19 protein-coding genes are annotated in these 18,885 nt (G+C 71.0%); 13 read left to right on the forward strand and 6 right to left on the reverse strand.

Features of this window, described 5'->3' with window-relative positions:
* Positions 1-11 precede the first annotated feature (11 nt).
* From ACFYX0_RS00315 to ACFYX0_RS00330, 4 genes are all read left to right on the forward strand, one after another.
* Complete coding sequence (locus tag ACFYX0_RS00315; protein WP_355919938.1) at positions 12-1,604, forward strand: acyl-CoA carboxylase subunit beta; 1,593 nt, start codon at positions 12-14, stop codon at positions 1,602-1,604.
* Between the two features lie 24 nt (positions 1,605-1,628).
* Positions 1,629-1,838, forward strand: coding sequence for an acyl-CoA carboxylase epsilon subunit (locus ACFYX0_RS00320; RefSeq protein WP_355919941.1), 210 nt, complete (start codon positions 1,629-1,631; stop codon positions 1,836-1,838).
* Between the two features lie 338 nt (positions 1,839-2,176).
* On the forward strand, positions 2,177-2,305 hold the full coding sequence (gene mmpB / locus ACFYX0_RS00325) for a morphogenic membrane protein MmpB (protein WP_355919944.1): 129 nt from the start codon (positions 2,177-2,179) through the stop codon (positions 2,303-2,305).
* Between the two features lie 22 nt (positions 2,306-2,327).
* On the forward strand, positions 2,328-2,948 hold the full coding sequence (locus tag ACFYX0_RS00330) for a Maf family protein (RefSeq protein WP_388964722.1): 621 nt from the start codon (positions 2,328-2,330) through the stop codon (positions 2,946-2,948).
* Between the two features lie 85 nt (positions 2,949-3,033).
* On the opposite strand, the gene ACFYX0_RS00335 is transcribed toward ACFYX0_RS00330, so the two are convergent.
* Positions 3,034-3,567 (reverse strand): hypothetical protein, encoded by a 534-nt coding sequence (locus tag ACFYX0_RS00335; protein WP_388964725.1) that lies wholly within the window; start codon positions 3,565-3,567, stop codon positions 3,034-3,036.
* Between the two features lie 363 nt (positions 3,568-3,930).
* On the opposite strand from ACFYX0_RS00335, the gene ACFYX0_RS00340 reads away from it, so the two are divergent.
* Complete coding sequence (locus ACFYX0_RS00340) at positions 3,931-5,703, forward strand: biotin carboxylase N-terminal domain-containing protein (RefSeq protein ID WP_355919953.1); 1,773 nt, start codon at positions 3,931-3,933, stop codon at positions 5,701-5,703.
* Positions 5,704-5,839: 136 nt separating this feature from the next.
* On the opposite strand, the gene ACFYX0_RS00345 is transcribed toward ACFYX0_RS00340, so the two are convergent.
* Complete coding sequence (locus ACFYX0_RS00345) at positions 5,840-6,805, reverse strand: DeoR/GlpR family DNA-binding transcription regulator (protein ID WP_311701179.1); 966 nt, start codon at positions 6,803-6,805, stop codon at positions 5,840-5,842.
* Between the two features lie 180 nt (positions 6,806-6,985).
* Complete coding sequence (locus tag ACFYX0_RS00350) at positions 6,986-8,434, reverse strand: NAD(P)H-quinone dehydrogenase (RefSeq protein ID WP_388964727.1); 1,449 nt, start codon at positions 8,432-8,434, stop codon at positions 6,986-6,988.
* 95 nt (positions 8,435-8,529) lie between these two features.
* Here ACFYX0_RS00350 and ACFYX0_RS00355 point away from each other — a divergent pair, with 95 nt between their 5' ends.
* From ACFYX0_RS00355 to ACFYX0_RS00370, 4 genes are all read left to right on the forward strand, one after another.
* Positions 8,530-8,967, forward strand: a complete 438-nt coding sequence (locus tag ACFYX0_RS00355) for a gamma-glutamylcyclotransferase (protein WP_388964730.1) — start codon at positions 8,530-8,532, stop codon at positions 8,965-8,967.
* Between the two features lie 53 nt (positions 8,968-9,020).
* Complete coding sequence (locus ACFYX0_RS00360; protein WP_311701182.1) at positions 9,021-9,308, forward strand: hypothetical protein; 288 nt, start codon at positions 9,021-9,023, stop codon at positions 9,306-9,308.
* Between the two features lie 135 nt (positions 9,309-9,443).
* On the forward strand, positions 9,444-10,268 hold the full coding sequence (locus tag ACFYX0_RS00365) for a purine-nucleoside phosphorylase (RefSeq protein WP_311701183.1): 825 nt from the start codon (positions 9,444-9,446) through the stop codon (positions 10,266-10,268).
* A gap of 229 nt (positions 10,269-10,497) precedes the next feature.
* Positions 10,498-12,129: a phospho-sugar mutase gene (locus ACFYX0_RS00370; RefSeq protein ID WP_388964731.1), complete on the forward strand. Its 1,632-nt coding sequence runs from the start codon at positions 10,498-10,500 to the stop codon at positions 12,127-12,129.
* 200 nt (positions 12,130-12,329) lie between these two features.
* Here the strand turns inward: ACFYX0_RS00370 and ACFYX0_RS00375 are convergent, their stop codons facing one another.
* Positions 12,330-12,995: a PH domain-containing protein gene (locus ACFYX0_RS00375; RefSeq protein ID WP_388964733.1), complete on the reverse strand. Its 666-nt coding sequence runs from the start codon at positions 12,993-12,995 to the stop codon at positions 12,330-12,332.
* 128 nt (positions 12,996-13,123) lie between these two features.
* On the opposite strand from ACFYX0_RS00375, the gene deoC reads away from it, so the two are divergent.
* The 3 genes from deoC to ACFYX0_RS00390 are packed head-to-tail and all read left to right on the forward strand — an operon-like array spanning position 13,124 to position 16,431.
* Positions 13,124-14,080 carry a deoxyribose-phosphate aldolase gene (deoC, locus tag ACFYX0_RS00380; RefSeq protein WP_388965298.1) on the forward strand — a complete coding sequence of 319 codons (957 nt, stop codon included), beginning with the start codon at positions 13,124-13,126 and terminating at the stop codon, positions 14,078-14,080.
* A gap of 16 nt (positions 14,081-14,096) precedes the next feature.
* Entirely contained in the window at positions 14,097-15,533 is a 1,437-nt protein-coding gene (locus ACFYX0_RS00385) for an aldehyde dehydrogenase family protein (protein ID WP_388965301.1), read from the forward strand.
* Positions 15,526-16,431: an aldehyde dehydrogenase family protein gene (locus ACFYX0_RS00390; protein ID WP_388964736.1), complete on the forward strand. Its 906-nt coding sequence runs from the start codon at positions 15,526-15,528 to the stop codon at positions 16,429-16,431. The genes ACFYX0_RS00385 and ACFYX0_RS00390 overlap by 8 nt, the downstream gene beginning before the upstream one ends.
* A gap of 102 nt (positions 16,432-16,533) precedes the next feature.
* Here ACFYX0_RS00390 and ACFYX0_RS00395 read toward each other — a convergent pair whose 3' ends face one another.
* Entirely contained in the window at positions 16,534-16,932 is a 399-nt protein-coding gene (locus ACFYX0_RS00395) for a hypothetical protein (protein ID WP_388964739.1), read from the reverse strand.
* 128 nt (positions 16,933-17,060) lie between these two features.
* Between ACFYX0_RS00395 and ACFYX0_RS00400 the strand changes: the two genes are divergently transcribed.
* Complete coding sequence (locus tag ACFYX0_RS00400) at positions 17,061-17,699, forward strand: uridine kinase (RefSeq protein ID WP_388964742.1); 639 nt, start codon at positions 17,061-17,063, stop codon at positions 17,697-17,699.
* Between the two features lie 207 nt (positions 17,700-17,906).
* Here ACFYX0_RS00400 and ACFYX0_RS00405 read toward each other — a convergent pair whose 3' ends face one another.
* The gene (locus ACFYX0_RS00405; RefSeq protein ID WP_355921422.1) at positions 17,907-18,644 is read right to left on the reverse strand and encodes a SigE family RNA polymerase sigma factor; all 738 of its coding nucleotides are present in this window, start codon (positions 18,642-18,644) and stop codon (positions 17,907-17,909) included.
* Between the last annotated feature and the right edge of the window lie 241 nt (positions 18,645-18,885).

The raw sequence follows: 18,885 nt of genomic DNA on the forward strand, positions 1-18,885 counted from the left end.
GCCGCATCCCGATGTCCGAGCCGGAAGAGATCGACATTCACACCACCGCGGGCAAGCTGGCTGATCTCCAGCGCCGCGTCCAGGAGGCGACGCACGCCGGCTCGGAGCGCGCCGTCGAGAAACAGCACGCCAAGGGCAAGCTGACGGCCCGTGAGCGGATCGAGCTGCTGCTGGACGAGGACTCGTTCATCGAGCTGGACGAGTTCGCCCGGCACCGCTCGACCAACTTCGGGCTGGAGAAGAACCGCCCGTACGGGGATGGCGTCGTGACCGGCTACGGCACCGTGGACGGCCGGCCCGTCGCGGTGTTCTCCCAGGACTTCACCGTCTTCGGCGGGGCGCTGGGCGAGGTCTACGGCCAGAAGATCGTCAAGGTCATGGACTTCGCCCTGAAGACCGGCTGCCCGGTCATCGGCATCAACGACTCCGGCGGCGCCCGCATCCAGGAGGGCGTCGCGTCCCTGGGCGCGTACGGCGAGATCTTCCGCCGCAACACCCACGCCTCCGGAGTGATCCCGCAGATCAGCCTGGTGGTCGGACCCTGTGCGGGCGGCGCGGTCTACTCCCCCGCGATCACCGACTTCACGGTGATGGTCGACCAGACCTCGCACATGTTCATCACCGGCCCGGACGTCATCAAGACGGTGACCGGCGAGGACGTCGGGTTCGAGGAGCTGGGCGGCGCCCGTACCCACAACACCGCCTCCGGCGTGGCGCACCACATGGCCGGGGACGAGAAGGACGCGATCGAGTACGTCAAGCAGCTGCTGTCGTACCTGCCGTCCAACAACCTGTCCGAGCCCCCGGTCTTCCCGGAGGAGGCGGACCTCACGGTCACCGACGAGGACCGCGAGCTGGACGTGGTCGTGCCGGACAGCGCCAACCAGCCGTACGACATGCACACGGTCATCGAGCACATCCTGGACGACGGCGAGTTCTTCGAGACGCAGGCGCTGTTCGCGCCGAACATCGTCACCGGCTTCGGACGGGTCGAGGGCCACCCCGTGGGCATCGTCGCCAACCAGCCGATGCAGTTCGCCGGCTGCCTCGACATCGACGCGAGCGAGAAGGCGGCACGCTTCGTGCGCACGTGCGACGCCTTCAACGTGCCCGTGATCACCTTCGTCGACGTGCCCGGCTTCCTGCCCGGCGTCGACCAGGAGCACACCGGCATCATCCGCCGCGGCGCCAAGCTGATCTTCGCCTACGCCGAGGCCACCGTCCCGCTGATCACCGTGATCACCCGTAAGGCGTTCGGCGGCGCGTACGACGTCATGGGCTCCAAGCACCTGGGCGCCGACGTGAACCTGGCCTGGCCGACCGCCCAGATCGCGGTGATGGGCGCGCAGGGCGCGGTCAACATCCTGCACCGCCGCACCATCGCCGAGGCGGAGGCCTCGGGAGAGGGTGAGGCGACCCGCGCCCGGCTGATCCAGGAGTACGAGGACACCCTCCTCAACCCCTACGTCGCGGCCGAGCGCGGCTACATCGACGCGGTGATCAGGCCGTCCGACACCCGTCGCCATGTCGTGCGGGCGCTGCGCCAGCTGCGCACCAAGCGGGAGTCCCTGCCCCCGAAGAAGCACGGCAACATCCCCCTGTAAACCCCGGGACCCTTGGGAGCGGACATGACGATCAAGGTCGTACGGGGCAATCCGACCCCGGAGGAGTTGGCCGCCGCACTGGCGGTGGTCCGAGCCCGCGCCGCGGCGGCGGCCTCCATACCGCCCGGCGTGGCGCGGCACAGGGACTCCTGGGCCGACCCGGCCCGCATCGCTGCCCACCCGGTGCCCCAGCCGGGCCCGACGGCGTGGAGCCGCACCTACTGGCCGGGCTAGTGCTGCGACCGGAAAGGTTCACCGGCTCGCGACGCCCGGCACGGCACCTCGCCGCGTTGTCGCATCGCCCGAGTACATCCAGTACTCGGGCGATGCTCCGCCTTTGCGATGCTCCCCCACTGCCTGAAAGGCGTGGGGGCACCCCCAGCACCGGACGCCGCGAGCTGTCCGGCAAACCTTTCCGGCCACAGCACTAGGCCGCATCTGCCGGCCGGGCGGCTCGCTGGCCGGCCGGACCCCCGGCCGGGCGGCTCGCTGGCCGGCCGGACCCCCGGCCGGCCGAAGTTGAGTACGCGTACTCAGGCGCCCGGACGCACGCCGGACGCACGATCGAAGGCATGCTGTGGTCCGACCCCGAGAACGAGCCGCCGAAGGAACTGCGCGACATGCAGAACATGTTGCGGCGGCTCGGGGTCCTGATGGCGCTGGCCAGCCTGCTGGCGATGATCGTCATCGGCATCCGGTGATACACGCCGATACGCTGAGCGCATGACCGATCAGTCCCGCCGCCGTCTGGTGCTCGCATCCCAGTCCCCTGCCCGCCTCGGACTGCTCCGGCAGGCCGGGCTCGACCCCGAGGTCATCGTCAGCGGGGTCGACGAGGACGCCGTCACCGCCCCCACCCCCGCGGAACTCGCCCTCGCCCTCGCCGAGGCCAAGGCGTCCGTCGTCGCGGCGAAGCCCGAGGTGAAGGGCGCGCTGGTGATCGGCTGCGACTCGGTGCTCGACCTGGACGGTGAGGCCCTCGGCAAGCCCGCGGACGCCGAGGAGGCGATGGCGCGCTGGAAGTCGATGCGCGGCCGGGCGGGCACCCTCCAGACCGGCCACTGCGTCTACGACACGATCAGCGGCCGGTACGCGTCCGCCACCGCCTCCACCGTCGTCCGCTTCGGCGAGCCGACGGACGAGGAGATCGCCGCGTACGTGGCCTCCGGCGAACCCCTCTACGTGGCGGGGGCCTTCACTCTCGACGGCCGTTCGGCGCCCTTCATCGACGGGATCGACGGCGACCACGGCAACGTCATCGGCATCTCGCTGCCCCTGGTCCGCCGGCTGCTGGCCGAACTGGGCGTCGGGATCACCGAGTTGTGGGCGCCGCGGGAGAAGTGAGCGAGCGCCCGCCACGCGGGCCCGGCTTGGGCGCAGGCCTCAGGGCGTGACGGGCGCGAACCTCAGGGCGTGACAGGCGCAGGCCTCAGGGCGTGACGGGCGCGGGTCCGCCGCTCTCCGGCGCCGGTCCGCCCTGCCCCGCCGCCTCCCCCGGAGCGCTCTTGCCGTCCCCGGGACCGCCCTCCCCGGGCCGTGGGCCGGCCTGCCCCTGGCGGCCGTCCGTCGCGCCCGGGCGGTCGTACGTCATGAGGGTGAGCAGTATCAGCCCGAACACGACCATCAGGAACGCGAACGCGCCCCAGCCGACCAGCCCCACCGTGAACGCGGCGAGCACGGCGTGCACCACGGCGGCGCTGATCAGCACGATGCGCCAGAACCCGGACGGGGCGCGGCCGCGCACCGCCACCAGCAGGGCGGCGACCCCGCACAGCGCGAAGTACAGACCGAAGACGATGCCGCCCGCCTTCGACGACGCGGACATCGCATCCGGGTCGAGCCCCGCGAGCGACATGTTCTGCCGGTCCACCACCGTGCCCAGGAACCAGTTCAGCAGCCCGATGCCGAACGCCTCCAGAACGAGGACCACCGCCACGATCCATGCCACCGGTCTGCGGACCACCGGCCCCCACCCACCTTCGAGCGCGCTGCGTGTTACTCCGAGTACCTTCGAGACATCGCGAACGCTACTAACGGGTAAACCAGGGGACAAGAGGTCCGACGGGGGCAAAGTTTCGTTGGGCCATTAGTAGGGACTCCACAAAGAAACACGACCGGCGGCAGGACTACTTCATAGAGACCTTGACCACACCGGAGGGCTAGGGTTTTCCGGTGGATTCCCATGTCCGGCGGTGCGACAAGGGATTTCACAGGTTGAGTGAGCCTGGTTTCACGCTCCGTGTGGGCAAGCTCACCACTGGGGACGGGTCGAAACGTCGTGTCGGCAGTCCCTAAACTCGGCTTGTTTCAAGGAGAGGGAGCCATCGTGCGCAAGGTGTTGATCGCCAACCGTGGCGAAATCGCTGTCCGTGTCGCCCGGGCCTGCCGTGACGCCGGGATCGCGAGCGTGGCCGTGTACGCCGACCCGGACCGGGACGCCCTGCACGTCCGCGCGGCGGACGAGGCGTTCGCCCTGGGCGGTGACACCCCCGCCAGCAGCTACCTGGACATCGAGAAGGTCCTCCAGGCCGCGAAGGACTCCGGAGCGGACGCCGTCCACCCCGGTTACGGCTTCCTCTCCGAGAACGCCCACTTCGCCCAGGCCGTCCTGGACGCCGGGCTGATCTGGATCGGTCCCCCGCCGCAGGCCATCCGCGACCTCGGCGACAAGGTCGCGGCCCGGCACATCGCCCAGCGCGCCGGCGCCCCGCTGGTCGCCGGTACGCCCGACCCGGTGTCCGGCGCCGACGAGGTCGTCGCGTTCGCCGAGGAGCACGGCCTGCCCATCGCCATCAAGGCCGCCTTCGGCGGTGGCGGACGCGGTCTGAAGGTCGCCCGCACCCTCGAAGAGGTCCCCGAGCTGTACGAGTCCGCGGTCCGCGAGGCGGTGGCCGCCTTCGGCCGCGGCGAGTGCTTCGTCGAGCGCTACCTCGACCGGCCCCGCCATGTGGAGACCCAGTGCCTGGCCGACAGCCACGGCAACGTGGTCGTCGTCTCCACCCGTGACTGCTCGCTGCAGCGCCGCCACCAGAAGCTCGTCGAGGAGGCCCCGGCCCCCTTCCTGAGCCAGGCGCAGATGGACGAGCTGTACGGAGCGTCGAAGGCCATCCTCAAGGAGGCCGGCTACGTCGGCGCGGGCACCGTCGAGTTCCTCGTCGGCAACGACGGCACGATCTCCTTCCTGGAGGTCAACACCCGACTGCAGGTCGAGCACCCGGTCACCGAGGAGGTCGCCGGCATCGACCTGGTCCGCGAGATGTTCCGCATCGCCGACGGCGAGGAGCTGGGCTACGGCGACCCCGAACTGCGCGGTCACTCCTTCGAGTTCCGTATCAACGGCGAGGACCCGGGCCGCAACTTCCTGCCCGCCCCCGGCACGGTGACCCGCTTCGCCCCGCCGTCGGGCCCCGGTGTCCGTCTGGACGCGGGCGTGGAGTCCGGCAGCGTCATCGGCCCGGCGTGGGACTCGCTGCTGGCCAAGCTGATCGTCACGGGCCGCACCCGCAAGGAGGCGCTGGAGCGTGCCTCCCGCGCCCTGGAGGAGTTCCAGGTCGAGGGCATGGCGACGGCCATCCCGTTCCACCGCGCGGTGGTCAAGGACCCGGCGTTCGCCCCCGAACTGACCGGCTCCGACGCGCCGTTCACGGTGCACACCCGGTGGATCGAGACCGAGTTCGTCAACGAGATCAAGCCCTTCACGGCGGTCGCCGACGCGGACGCCGACGAGGAGCCGGGTCGCGAGACGGTCGTGGTCGAGGTGGGCGGCAAGCGCCTGGAGGTGTCGCTGCCCTCGTCGCTCGGCATGTCCCTGGCCCGCACGGGCCTGGCGGCCGGTGCCAAGCCCAAGCGCCGCGCGGCCAAGAAGTCCGGTCCGGTGGCCTCCGGTGACGCTCTCGCCTCCCCGATGCAGGGCACGATCGTCAAGGTCGCCGTCGAGGAGGGCCAGGAGGTCAAGGAGGGCGACCTGGTCGTCGTCCTCGAGGCGATGAAGATGGAGCAGCCCCTGAACGCGCACCGGGCGGGCACCATCAAGGGCCTCACCGCCGAGGTCGGCGCGTCCGTCACCTCCGGCGCCCTGATCTGCGAGATCAAGGACTGACCACCGGTACGACAGACGGGAGCGCCCGGCGGCCGGTTGTCCGGCCTGCCGGGCGCTCCCGTCTGTCGGCCGCCGCGGCGGCCGCTCGGTCGGCTCTGGACGGCTGAGGGCGCGGTGGAACGCGAGCCCCTAGGTCCTAGCGGCGGCGCAGATCCGCGACCCGTGGCCGCTCTCCCGCCGGCGGCTCTCCGAGGACCGTCGCGCTGCGCAACTGCGGGCCGCCCCCGGCGACCTGGCCCCGGCGGGGCCCGGGAAGGGCCACGTCACGCCGTGGCTGACGGCCCGCCGGGGCCGTGTCGCCCCCCGGGGAACCGCCTCCTGACGCCCCGGCGACCGCGATCTGCACACCCTGATCGGCCAGGGCCTGCAACTCGGTGGCCGCGCGGTCGTCGTGCGGGGGCGGCTCGTCCGTCACCAACCGGGTGATCAGGTCCGTCGGCACGGTCTGGAACATCGTGTCCGTACCGAGCTTGGTGTGGTCGGCGAGGACGACGACCTCCGCGGCCGCCTGCACCAGCGCACGGTCGACGGACGCCGACAGCATGTTGGACGTGGACAGCCCGCGCTCGGCGGTGAGCCCGCTCCCGGACAGAAAGGCCTTGGAGACCCTCAGGCCCTGGAGCGACTGCTCGGCACCGCTGCCGACGAGGGCGTAGTTGGAACCGCGCAGGGTGCCGCCGGTCATCACGACCTCCACGCGATTGGCATGGGCCAGCGCCTGGGCCACCAGCAGGGAGTTGGTGACGACGGTCAGCCCGGGTACCCGCGCGAGCCGGCGCGCCAGCTCCTGCGTGGTGGTCCCGGCCCCCACCACGATGGCCTCGCCCTCCTGCACGAGGCCCGCGGCGAGGTCGGCGATGGCGGTCTTCTCGGCGGTCGCGAGATGGGACTTCTGCGGAAAGCCGGACTCCCGCGTGAACCCGCCCGGCAGTACCGCACCGCCGTGCCGGCGGTCGAGGAGTCCTTCTGCCTCCAGCGCGCGCACGTCCCGCCGTACGGTCACTTCGGAGGTCTGGACGACGCGGGCGAGCTCACGGAGCGACACGGCACCGTTCGCTCGCACCATTTCGAGGATCAATTGGCGACGTTCTGCAGCGAACACGAAACTGACAGTAACCCCAACGACCGTCTGCTTTCAGCAGTTTGCGCCGAATAACAGAAGTTGTTCGCACGACAGGGCGGAAAGTGGTATACGCGCCCACTCCCGACACCCCTGCCGTATGTGTCGTCGACGATCCCCGTGTCCAGGGCCTGTGACCTGCGGTCACGCCATGAACGGCCGTCAGGCTTCGATGCCCGCCCTCCGGGTGTGCAACTGCCGTGCCACCTCGGCAATCGAGCCCGACAGGGACGGGTACACGGTGAAGGCGTTCGCGATCTGTTCGACCGTCAGATTGTTGTCGACCGCGATCGAGATGGGATGGATCAGTTCCGACGCGCGCGGTGCGACGACCACGCCGCCCACGACGATCCCGGTGCCGGGCCGACTGAAGATCTTGACGAAACCGTCCCGGATGCCCTGCATCTTGGCGCGCGGGTTGCGCAGCAGAGGCAGCTTGACCACCCGGGCGTCGATCTTGCCCGCGTCCACATCGGCCTGCGTGTAGCCGACGGTGGCGATCTCGGGGTCGGTGAAGACGTTCGAGGAGACGGTCTTCAGGTTGAGCGGGGCCACCGCGTCGCCGAGGAAGTGGTACATGGCGATGCGCCCCTGCATGGCGGCGACCGACGCGAGGGCGAAGACGCCGGTGACGTCACCGGCGGCGTACACGCCGGGAGCCGTCGTACGGGAGACCTTGTCGGTCCATATGTGACCGGACTCGCGCAGCTTGACGCCGGCCTCCTCCAGGCCCATCCCGCTGCTGTTGGGTATCGCGCCGACCGCCATGAGGCAGTGCGAACCGGTGATCACGCGGCCGTCGGCGAGCGTGACCTCGACCCGGTCGCCGACCCGCTTGGCGGACTGCGCACGCGAGCGGGCCATGACGTTCATGCCCCGGCGCCGGAAGACGTCCTCCAGGACGGCTGCGGCGTCGGGGTCCTCACCGGGCAGCACACGGTCGCGTGAGGAGACGAGGGTGACCTTGGAGCCGAGCGCCTGGTAGGCACCGGCGAACTCGGCACCGGTGACACCGGATCCGACGACGACGAGTTCCTCGGGCAGCTCGTCGAGGTCGTAGACCTGGGTCCAGTTGAGGATGCGCTCCCCGTCCGGCTGGGCGTCGGGCAGCTCGCGCGGGTGACCGCCGGTGGCGATGAGCACGGCGTCGGCGGTGAGGGTCTCCTCGCTGCCGTCCGCGGCCCGCACGACGACCTTGCGCGACCCGTCCAGGGCCTGCATGCCCTCCAGCCGGCCGCGGCCGCGCATGACGCGGGCGCCGGCCCGCGTGACGGACGCGGTGATGTCGTGGGACTGGGCGAGCGCGAGGCGCTTCACCCGTCGGTTGACCTTCCCGAGGTCGACGCCGACGACCCGGGCCGCCTGCTCCAGGGGCGGGGTGTCGTCCGCGACGATGATGCCCAGCTCCTGGTACGACGAGTCGAAGGTGGTCATCACCTCGGCCGTCGCGATGAGGGTCTTCGACGGCACACAGTCGGTCAGCACCGACGCCCCGCCCAGACCGTCGCAGTCGACGACGGTCACCTCCGCGCCGAGCTGAGCGGCCACCAGAGCCGCTTCGTATCCGCCGGGTCCGCCACCGATGATCACGATCCGAGTCACGTACCCCATTGTCCCGCACGTTCGGGGTACGTCTCCTCCGGGGGCGGCCGCTGGTACTTCTGTTACAGAAGTGGCCGTCGAGACGCTGTCGTACCCTCGTCTCCATGTCGCTCTACGCCGCGTACGCCGGCAACCTCGACGCGCGGCTGATGACCCGCCGCGCACCCCATTCGCCGATGCGCGCCACCGGCTGGCTGGACGGCTGGCGGCTGACCTTCGGGGGCGAGCACATGGGCTGGGAGGGCGCCCTCGCGACGATCGTCGAGGACCCGCTGTCGCAGGTCTTCGTCGCGCTGTACGACATCGCGCCCATGGACGAGGACTCCCTGGACCGCTGGGAGGGCGTGGGCCTCGAGATATACCGCCGGCTACGGGTCCGCGTGCACACACTGGAGGGCGAGGAGACGGCTTGGGCCTACGTCCTGAACGGCTACGAGGGCGGCCTTCCGTCGGCCCGCTACCTGGGCGAGGTCGCGGACGCGGCGGAGTCGGCCGGAGCGCCACACGATTACGTGATGGAGCTGCGCAAGCGGCCCTGCTGACCAGGCCCCGTACCTACACTCGAGTGCAGCGGACGCATGAACGGGAGAGCGCCATGACCGGCGGCACGCGCACCTACCAGGTCTTCTACACCGAGCAGGCCGCCACGGTCCGTGACCGCCTCGACGACCGGCAGCGGGCCGCGTTCGACAAGGGCATCGCCGTACTGGCCCGCGACCCCTTCCTCCCCGCGTCCCGCGCCATAAGCTCCACGGGTGACGACCGCACGGTCCGGCTCACCCAAAACATCCTGGTCGAGTACACGATCAGCCTGGGCCGCCTGCTGGTCTTCATCGTCGAGGTCTTCAACGACAAGGACGTCGTCATCGCGGACGAGGACTGACCGGCCCCCCACCACCGGTTTCCCGGCCCCGATCTCCCTTGATCCTCTCTTCGTGGGAAACGACAAGACAACGATCGCATTCCCGTGACCTCCGTCATCTACGCGCGTAGGCCGGAACCGGCTACCCTCTTGCGCGTGAACGCATCTCTTCTTCCGGACGACATCCAGGGCGACCCCTACGCCGCCGCCGACACCGCCGCCGCGCGCCTGCGGGAGCTCACCGGTGCCGAGACCCACGACGTCGCCCTCGTGATGGGCTCCGGCTGGGCGCCGGCCGTCGATGCCCTCGGCGAGGCCGAGGCCGAATTCCCCGTCACCGAGCTGCCCGGCTTCCCGCCGCCGGCCGTCGAGGGACACGGCGGCAAGATCCGCTCGTACAAGCTCGGCGACAAGCGCGCCCTGGTCTTCCTTGGCCGCACGCACTACTACGAGGGTCGCGGCGTGGCCGCCGTCGCGCACGGCGTCCGCACCGCCGTCGCCGCCGGCGCCAAGACGATCGTCCTCACCAACGGGTGCGGCGGACTGCGCGAGACCATGCGCCCCGGTCAGCCGGTCCTGATCAGCGACCACATCAACCTGACGGCGACCTCCCCGATCGTCGGCGCCAACTTCGTCGACCTGACCGACCTGTACTCGCAGCGCCTGCGCACCCTGTGCAAGGAGATCGACCCCTCCCTCGAAGAGGGCGTCTACGCGCAGTTCACCGGCCCGCACTACGAGACGCCGGCGGAGATCCGCATGGCCCGCACCATCGGCGCGGACCTGGTGGGCATGTCCACGGTTCTCGAGGCGATCGCCGCACGCGAGGCGGGGGCCGAGGTCCTCGGCATCTCCCTGGTCACGAACCTGGCCGCCGGTATGACGGGCGAGCCGCTGAACCACGAGGAGGTCCTCCAGGCGGGCCGCGACAGCGCCGCGCGCATGGGGACCCTGCTCGCCCAGGTGCTGAACCGCCTGTAGGACACCACCGGCACCACCGGCCGTCCCCGGGCCCGCCCACCGGGCCCGGGCGGGAAGACGATGCGGCACACCACCCCCGCCCGGCCGCCGCCCCCCGGCGGCGCGCAACCGGGCGGGGGCACCCGTCCTCACCGGCCGGCACCCCGTGGGCTCTCCGGCGTTTCCGGCCGGCCCGCGCGGGCGATGCCACCCATGCCCCCACTGACACACAACGAGAGGTTGACCCGACGTGCACGACGAACTCATCGCACGGGCCCAGGCGTGGCTGGCCGAGGACCCCGACGCGGAGACCCGTGAGGAACTCGCCAAGCTCATCGACGCCGGGGACCACGCCGAGCTCGCCGCACGCTTCGGCGGCACCCTCCAGTTCGGCACCGCCGGCCTCCGCGGCGAACTGGGCGCCGGCCCCATGCGCATGAACCGCTCCGTGGTCATCCGCGCCGCCGCCGGTCTCGCCGCGTACCTGAAGTCCAAGGGCCAGGGCGACGGGCTCGTGGTCATCGGCTACGACGCCCGCCACAAGTCCGCCGACTTCGCCCGCGACACCGCGGCCGTCATGACGGGCGCGGGCCTGCGCGCGGCCGTCCTGCCCCGCCCGCTGCCCACCCCCGTGCTCGCCTTCGCCATCCGGCACCTCGGCGCGGTCGCCGGCGTGGAGGTCACCGCCAGCCACAACCCGCCCCGCGACAACGGCTACAAGGTCTACCTCGGCGACGGCTCCCAGATCGTGCCCCCGGCCGACGCCGAGATCGCGGCCGAGATCGACGCAGTCACCACCCTCACCGCCGTCCCGCGCCCCGACTCCGGCTGGGAGGTGCTGGACGACAGCGTCCTCGACGCCTATCTGGCCCGTACGGACGCCGTCCTGTCCGCCGGTTCCCCGCGCACCGCCCGCACGGTCTACACGGCGATGCACGGCGTGGGCAAGGACGTCCTCCTCGCCGCGTTCGCCCGCGCCGGTTTCCCCGCTCCGGTGCTGGTCGCCGAACAGGCCGAGCCCGACCCGGACTTCCCGACCGTCGCCTTCCCCAACCCGGAAGAGCCCGGCGCCATGGACCTCGCCTTCGCGCAGGCCCGTGAGACGGATCCCGACCTCGTGATCGCCAACGACCCCGACGCCGACCGCTGCGCCGTCGCCGTCAAGGACGGTGCCGACTGGCGCATGCTGCGCGGCGACGAGGTCGGCGCCCTGCTCGCCACGCACCTGGTCCACCGCGGGGTCAGCGGCACGTTCGCCGAGTCGATCGTCTCCTCGTCCCTCCTCGGCCGTATCGCCGAGAAGGCGGGCCTGCCCTACGAGGAGACCCTCACCGGCTTCAAGTGGATCGCCCGCGTGGACGGTCTGCGCTACGGCTACGAGGAGGCGCTCGGCTACTGCGTCGACCCCGACGGCGTCCGCGACAAGGACGGCATCACGGCCGCGCTCCTGATCACCGAGTTGGCCTCCGTGCTCAAGGCCGAGGGCCGCACCCTGCTGGACCTGCTCGACGACATCGCCGTCGACCACGGGCTGCACGCCACGGACCAGCTCTCGGTGCGCGTCGAGGACCTGTCGATCATCGCGAACGCGATGCGGCGCCTGCGCGAGCAGCCCCCGACCCGGCTCGCGGACCTGCCCGTCACCCGCTCCGAGGACCTCACCCAGGGCACGGACCTGCTCCCGCCCACCGACGGCCTGCGCTACACGCTCGACGGCGCCCGCGTGATCGTCCGCCCGAGCGGCACGGAACCGAAGCTGAAGTGCTACCTGGAGGTCGTGGTCCCGGTCGCCTCACACGCGGACCTCCCCACGGCCCGCACCAAGGCCAGGGCCCTCCTGACCTCGATCAAGCAGGACCTGTCGACGGCAGCCGGCATCTGACGGCCGCCTGCTCCGGTAGGACAACCCCCGCGTGCGCGGCCGTTGAGGCTGCGGGCGCGGGGGTTGTTCGTCGCTGGGGGTACCGGGGGTGGTGGTTGCCCGGGGGTGGGCTGTTGGTGGCCGGTGGCGGTGAGGTGACCGTGGGGCCGCCCTCTTCTTGGCCAGCAACAGCCCACCCCCCGGGCCACCACCACCCCCGCTCACCCCACAGCCAGCAGGATCCCCAGAAGCACCGCCCCCGCCACCGCCGGGCCGATCACCTCGTAGGCCCAGCGGACCGTCGGCTCGCCCTGGGCGCGCTCCGAGTTCAGGTGGGTCTCGGCGAGCTCGCGGAGGTCGTCCATGGCCTTGTCGGCGCCCGCGCGCGGGGGCTCGCTCGAGGCAGCCGGCGGCTGCGGTGAGAAGGAGCCCAGGCGGCCCCGGCCGCCCGGCCCCGCGGTGGCCCTGCTCTGCTGCCGGGCCGCCTTCTTGCGCCCCCGCAGGGACACGGGCACCGCCCAGAGCTGGTACTTGGTCCCGGCGCTGGTGATGGCCTCGTTGGAGTAGCCGGAGCGGAGTGCCGCGACCGTGCCCCAGGGGAGCACGATGACGCGGAAGGGGTTGCGGATGCGCAGCCGCTCGTCGTTCGCGAAGACGGCCGGGCGCATGGTGAAGGCGATGACCAGCGGGATCAGCAGGAGCATGGCGGCAAGCGCCAGCCACGGGGTGTGGCCGTGCCCCTTGACCACCGCGTCGATGCCGAGCCAGAGGATGATGGCGAGCAGCAGCACGCCGGCCGCGATGCCACCGGAGGACCGGTGGACCCGGTCCTGGAACTCGGAGGCCGAGGGGTCCGGCGTGGGTGGCTGGCGGTCAGGGGTCGTCATGGCCCCGATTGTGCCCGACGCGCGTGCGGAAGCTCGTACCTAGGTGCCGGTACCGGGTGACGAAGGCAACCTCGACCGCCCGGGGGGTGTACAGAAGCTACGCGCGTAGATATGCTCATCTGGTGACCATGCCCACCCATGCCCCAGCACACTCGCTCTCAGGCGTCACCGCGTCCGACAGCACGCTGCGCCGCTTCCTCCACGGGCTGCCCGGCGTCGACGCGGTCGGCCTGGAGGCGCGCGCCGCCTCACTTGGCACCCGTTCCATCAAGACCACCGCGAAGGCGTACGCCATCGACCTCGCCATCTCGATGGTCGACCTGACGACGCTGGAAGGCGCGGACACACCGGGCAAGATCCGGGCGCTCGGCGCCAAGGCGGTCCACCCCGACCCCACTGACCGTACGACCCCCACGACCGCCGCCGTCTGCGTCTACCCCGACATGGTGGCCGTGGCCAAGGAGGCCGTCGCGGGCTCCGGCGTCAAGATCGCGTCCGTCGCCACCGCCTTCCCGGCGGGCCGTGTCGCGCTGGACGTGAAGCTGGCCGACGTGCGTCAGGCCGTGGCCGCGGGCGCCGACGAGATCGACATGGTCATCGACCGCGGAGCGTTCCTCGCGGGCAGGTACCTGAAGGTGTACGACGAGATCGTCGCCGTGAAGGAGGCTTGCGGGACGAGCGCCCGACTGAAGGTGATCTTCGAGACGGGCGAGCTGTCCACGTACGACAACATCCGGCGGGCCAGCTGGCTCGGCATGCTGGCGGGCGCGGACTTCATCAAGACCTCGACCGGCAAGGTCGCCGTCAACGCGACCCCGGCCAACACCCTCCTCATGCTGGAGGCCGCCCGCGACTTCCGCGCCCAGACCGGTGTCCAGGTCGGCGTGAAGCCCGCCGGCGGCATCCGCACCAGCAAGGACGCCATCAAGTTCCTGGTCCTCGTCAACGAGACGGCCGGCACGGACTGGCTGGACAACCACTGGTTCCGCTTCGGCGCCTCCTCGCTCCTGAACGATCTGCTGATGCAGCGTCAGAAGCTGGCCACCGGCCGCTACTCCGGCCCCGACTACGTGACGGTGGACTGAGACCCTCATGGAAAACGTGTCATCCGCATTCGAGTACGCCCCGGCGCCCGAGTCCCGCTCGGTCGTCGACATCGCGCCCTCCTACGGCCTGTTCATCGATGGTGAGTTCACCGAGGCGGCCGACGGCAGGGTCTTCAAGACGATCAGCCCGTCCTCCGAGGAGGTCCTCTCCGAGGTCGCCCAGGCGAGCGAGGCCGACGTCGACCGCGCGGTCAAGGCCGCCCGCAAGGCCTTCGAGAAGTGGTCGGCGCTGCCCGGCTCCGAGCGCGCCAAGTACCTGTTCCGCATCGCCCGCATCATCCAGGAGCGCAGCCGCGAGCTGGCCGTCCTGGAGACGCTGGACAACGGCAAGCCGATCAAGGAGACCCGCGACGCCGACCTCCCCCTGGTCGCCGCGCACTTCTTCTACTACGCCGGCTGGGCCGACAAGCTGGAGCACGCGGGCTTCGGCCGCAACCCGCGGCCCCTGGGCGTCGCGGGCCAGGTCATCCCCTGGAACTTCCCGCTGCTGATGCTGGCGTGGAAGATCGCCCCGGCGCTCGCGACCGGCAACACGGTCGTCCTGAAGCCCGCCGAGACCACCCCCCTGTCCGCCCTGTTCTTCGCGGACATCTGCCGCCAGGCGGGCCTGCCCAAGGGTGTCGTCAACATCCTTCCGGGCTACGGCGACACGGGCGCCGCGCTCGTCGCCCACCCGGACGTGAACAAGGTCGCCTTCACCGGCTCCACGGCCGTCGGCAAGCAGATCGCGCGCACGGTCGCGGGCACGAAGAAGAAGGTCACCCTCGAACTGGGCGGCAAGGGCGCCAACATCGTCTTCGACGACGCCCCGATCGACCAGGCCGTCGAGGGCATCGTGAGCGGCATCTTCTTCAACCAGGGCCAGGTCTGCTGCGCGGGCTCCCGCCTCCTGGTCCAGGAGTCGATCCAGGACGAGCTGCTGGACTCCCTGAAGCGCCGGCTGTCGACGCTCCGCCTCGGCGACCCGCTCGACAAGAACACCGACATCGGCGCGATCAACTCCGCCGAGCAGCTGGCCCGGATCACCGCGCTCGCCGACCAGGGCGAGGCGGAGGGCGCCGAGCGCTGGTCCCCGGCCTGCGAACTCCCCTCCTCCGGCTACTGGTTCGCCCCGACGCTCTTCACCAACGTCACCCAGGCGCACACCATCGCCCGTGACGAGATCTTCGGCCCGGTGCTCTCGGTCCTCACCTTCCGCACCCCGGACGAGGCCGTCGCCAAGGCGAACAACACCCAGTACGGCCTGTCCGCCGGCATCTGGACAGAGAAGGGCTCCAGGATCCTGGCCGTCGCGAACAAGCTGCGCGCGGGTGTCGTCTGGTCCAACACGTTCAACAAGTTCGACCCGACCTCGCCGTTCGGCGGTTACAAGGAGTCGGGCTTCGGCCGCGAGGGCGGCCGCCACGGCCTGGAGGCGTACCTCGATGTCTGAGAAGACCGAGAAGACCGAGCAGCGGCTGTCGGTCTTCAAGACCTACAAGCTGTACGTCGGCGGGAAGTTCCCGCGTTCCGAGAGCGGCCGGGTGTACGAGGTGACGGACTCCAAGGGCAACTGGCTGGCGAACGCCCCGCAGTCCTCCCGCAAGGACGCCCGTGACGCCGTGGTCGCCGCGCGCAAGGCGTTCGGCGGCTGGTCGGGCGCGACGGCGTACAACCGTGGCCAGGTCCTCTACCGCATCGCCGAGATGCTGGAGGGCCGGCGCGAGCAGTTCGTACGCGAAGTGGCCGACGCGGAGGGCCTGTCGAAGGCGAAGGCTGCGGCGGTCGTCGACGCGGCGATCGACCGCTGGGTCTGGTACGCGGGCTGGACCGACAAGATCGCCCAGGTGGTCGGCGGCGGCAACCCGGTCGCGGGCCCGTTCTTCAACCTGTCCAGCCCCGAACCGACGGGTGTGGTCACGGTCCTCGCGCCGCAGGAGTCGTCCTTCCTGGGCCTGATCTCGGTGATCGCCCCGGTGATCGCGACCGGCAACACCGCCGTCGTGATCGCGAGCGAGAAGTCCCCGCTCCCGGCGCTTTCGCTCGGCGAGGTGCTGGCCACCTCCGATCTGCCCGGCGGGGTCGTCAACGTCCTCTCCGGCCTTACGGCGGAGATCGCGGCGCCGCTCGCCGCGCACCAGGACGTCAACGCGATCGACCTCGCGGGTGCCGACGAGGACCTGGCGAAGGAGCTGGAGATCGCGGCGGCGGACAACCTGAAGCGCGTTCTTCGTCCACAGGCTGTGGATTACTTCGAGACTCCGGGCATCGAGCGCCTGACGGCCTTCCTGGAGACGAAGACGGTCTGGCACCCGACGGGTTCGCTGGGCGCGTCCGGCTCGTCGTACTGACACCGGCCCGAAGAGCGAGCAGCGCCTCGACAGCAGAGCCGCGCCTCCCCGCCGTCCCGGGGAGGCGCGGCTCTGCGCCGTCCGGCCGTCCTCGAAGGAGGCTCAGTGCACCGCGTGGAGGACCTGTCCGACGACCGGCACGTCGCCGAGCGACCGCGCCTCGGCCACCGGACGGGTCAGGCCCTGCGAGGACAACGGCTTGAAGTCGGCGACCTGCGTGGCCAGGCCGTTGTCCAGCGGGTCCACGCCCGTGCCCGCCAGCGGGTTGGGCTTGAGGTTCGCGAGCGGCCCGGTGACCTGGCCCAGGACTCCGGTCAGCTCCGGCAGCGCCTGCCGGCCCGTCTGGTCGAGCGACACGGGACGGGTGCGCATCACATCGAGAACCGGGGCGCTGTCCGCCGACGCCGCTGCCGCGCCCGCCCCCAGCGCGGCACCCGCGGTCGCGATGAGGACGAGAGCGCGCCGAGCGGTCGGGTTCTTGGGGGAGGCGTGTCGTGCCATGGCTGCTGCCACCTTTTCACTGCGTCGAGTAATGCTGTCGACACGCAGGGTAGTTGAGGTGTGATGTGCGCTCCAAGGTCGACCCGCGGGGTCGGCACGGTGTACGGAATGCGTCAGACTGGTGTCTCGTGAGTCTCCATCCTCCGGCCCCCGCCCGCGTCGTGCTGCTGTGCGGCCCCTCCGGCTCCGGCAAGTCCCTTGTCGCCGAACTGTCCGGGCTGCCCGTCCTGCGCCTCGACGACTTCTACAAGGAGGGCGACGATCCGACGCTGCCCCTGGTGGAGGGGAGTTCGGACATCGACTGGGACCATCCGCAGTCGTGGGACGAGGACGTCGCGGTCGCGGCCATCGCCGAACTGTGCGCCACGGGCCGTACGAGGGTGCCCGTGTACGACATCGCGCTGAGCGCCCGTACGGGCGAGGAGGCGCTGGAGATCGACCGTACGCCGGTGTTCATCGCGGAGGGCATCTTCGCCGCCGAGGTCGTGGAGCGCTGCCGTGAACTGGGCCTGCTCGCCGACGCGCTGTGCCTGACCCGCGGGCCCCTCACCACGTTCCGCCGCCGTTTCCTGCGCGATCTCAAGGAGGGCCGCAAGTCGGTCCCGTTCCTGCTGCGCCGCGGCTGGCGGCTGATGCGCGCGGAGCGGTCGATCGTCGCCCGGCAGACGGCCCTCGGCGCGTACGCCTGCGACCGGGACGAGGCGCTGTGCCGACTCACCGCGGCGGCGGCCGGCCACCGTACCCCGGCCAAGGCCACGGCGGCCTAGACCTCGTACGACAGACCCCACCCGCACCACGAGAAGCGGGGCCGGACGGACCCCCCGGCCCTCCGGTCCCGCTCTCTTGTGCTCCCCCGTGTTCCCCCGTGCTCTCGCGGTTCCCCCCGGTACCGCTCCCCCGTTGCTCCCCCGCGATGACACTCCCCCGTGTCACGCGGCGGACTTTCCCCCGTGGTCCCCGTGTCCCCCCGTCCCTCAGGCGACAAGCTCCCCGAAGGACTCCTCCAGGTCCCGGCCGAAGCTCAGGACCTCGTCGTCGCGCAGCCGGCGGAGCGACCGCCAGATGCTGGACTTCACCGTTCCGACGCTGATGTCGAGGATCTCCGCGATCTCCGGGTCCGTGCGGCCCTCGTAGTAGCGCAGGACCAGCATGGTGCGCTGGAGTTCCGGCAGCCGGGCGAGCGCCTGCCACAGGACGGCGCGCAGCTCCGTGCCGCGCATCGCGTCCGTGTCGCCGGCGGTCTCCGGCAGCTCCTCGGTCGGATACTCGTTCAGCTTGCGGCGGCGCCACGCGCTGATGTGCAGATTGGTCATCGTCCGCCGCAGATAGCCCCCCACGGCGGCCTTGTCGCTGATCCGGTCCCACGCCCGGTACGTCGAGAACAGCGCGCTCTGCAGCAGGTCCTCGGCCTCGAAGCGGTCACCGGTCAGGTGGTAGGCGGTGGCGTACAGGGAGGCGCGGCGCTCCTCGACATAGGCGGTGAACTCCGCCTCCGTCACGGAGCGACGCTCCCCCGATGCCTCCCCGTACGCAGCTCCCCCGTGAGCTTCCCCCGTGTGCGCGTCAACCACCGTCATGTACGCGGTGTGCTGACGTCCGGCGCCGCGAGCGCACCCCCGCCCGCTCACGACACCGGACTTCTCCGTGTGCCGGGTCACGTCGTGGAGACGCGTGACCACTGCGCCCGTGCTGGTGCTGTGCAGCGTGTTCATCCCGCGCCCCCCGTCGTGGAGTCCCGTACTTCCGTGCGGCCTTGCTTGTGTCGAAAAGCTTGCCCGGGCCACTTCATGGCCGTGTCCGCCGACTGTCACAGACCTGTCACAGGGCCCCTCCCCAGCCGTGGCACAGCGCCGTCACAGAGGAGAGCCGTACGGCTACGCAGCCGCACCGCCGCCCCGCGTCCCGGGCATCCCAGGGCAGGAGGGGCGCTCCAGCAGTCGAAAGACAGCCGCA

Source organism: Streptomyces sp. NPDC002573 (genome assembly GCF_042889625.1).
Classification (GTDB): domain Bacteria; phylum Actinomycetota; class Actinomycetes; order Streptomycetales; family Streptomycetaceae; genus Streptomyces; species Streptomyces gibsoniae.

Coding starts and splice junctions, on each gene's coding strand:
- ACFYX0_RS00315 (WP_355919938.1), top strand. CDS start 12: ATGTCCGAGCCGGAAGAGATCGACATTCACACCACCGCGGGCAAGCTG.
- ACFYX0_RS00320 (WP_355919941.1), top strand. CDS start 1,629: ATGACGATCAAGGTCGTACGGGGCAATCCGACCCCGGAGGAGTTGGCC.
- mmpB (WP_355919944.1), top strand. CDS start 2,177: ATGCTGTGGTCCGACCCCGAGAACGAGCCGCCGAAGGAACTGCGCGAC.
- ACFYX0_RS00330 (WP_388964722.1), top strand. CDS start 2,328: ATGACCGATCAGTCCCGCCGCCGTCTGGTGCTCGCATCCCAGTCCCCT.
- ACFYX0_RS00350 (WP_388964727.1), bottom strand. CDS start 8,434: ATGGGGTACGTGACTCGGATCGTGATCATCGGTGGCGGACCCGGCGGA.
- ACFYX0_RS00355 (WP_388964730.1), top strand. CDS start 8,530: ATGTCGCTCTACGCCGCGTACGCCGGCAACCTCGACGCGCGGCTGATG.
- ACFYX0_RS00360 (WP_311701182.1), top strand. CDS start 9,021: ATGACCGGCGGCACGCGCACCTACCAGGTCTTCTACACCGAGCAGGCC.
- ACFYX0_RS00375 (WP_388964733.1), bottom strand. CDS start 12,995: ATGACGACCCCTGACCGCCAGCCACCCACGCCGGACCCCTCGGCCTCC.
- deoC (WP_388965298.1), top strand. CDS start 13,124: ATGCCCACCCATGCCCCAGCACACTCGCTCTCAGGCGTCACCGCGTCC.
- ACFYX0_RS00390 (WP_388964736.1), top strand. CDS start 15,526: ATGTCTGAGAAGACCGAGAAGACCGAGCAGCGGCTGTCGGTCTTCAAG.
- ACFYX0_RS00395 (WP_388964739.1), bottom strand. CDS start 16,932: ATGGCACGACACGCCTCCCCCAAGAACCCGACCGCTCGGCGCGCTCTC.
- ACFYX0_RS00405 (WP_355921422.1), bottom strand. CDS start 18,644: ATGAACACGCTGCACAGCACCAGCACGGGCGCAGTGGTCACGCGTCTC.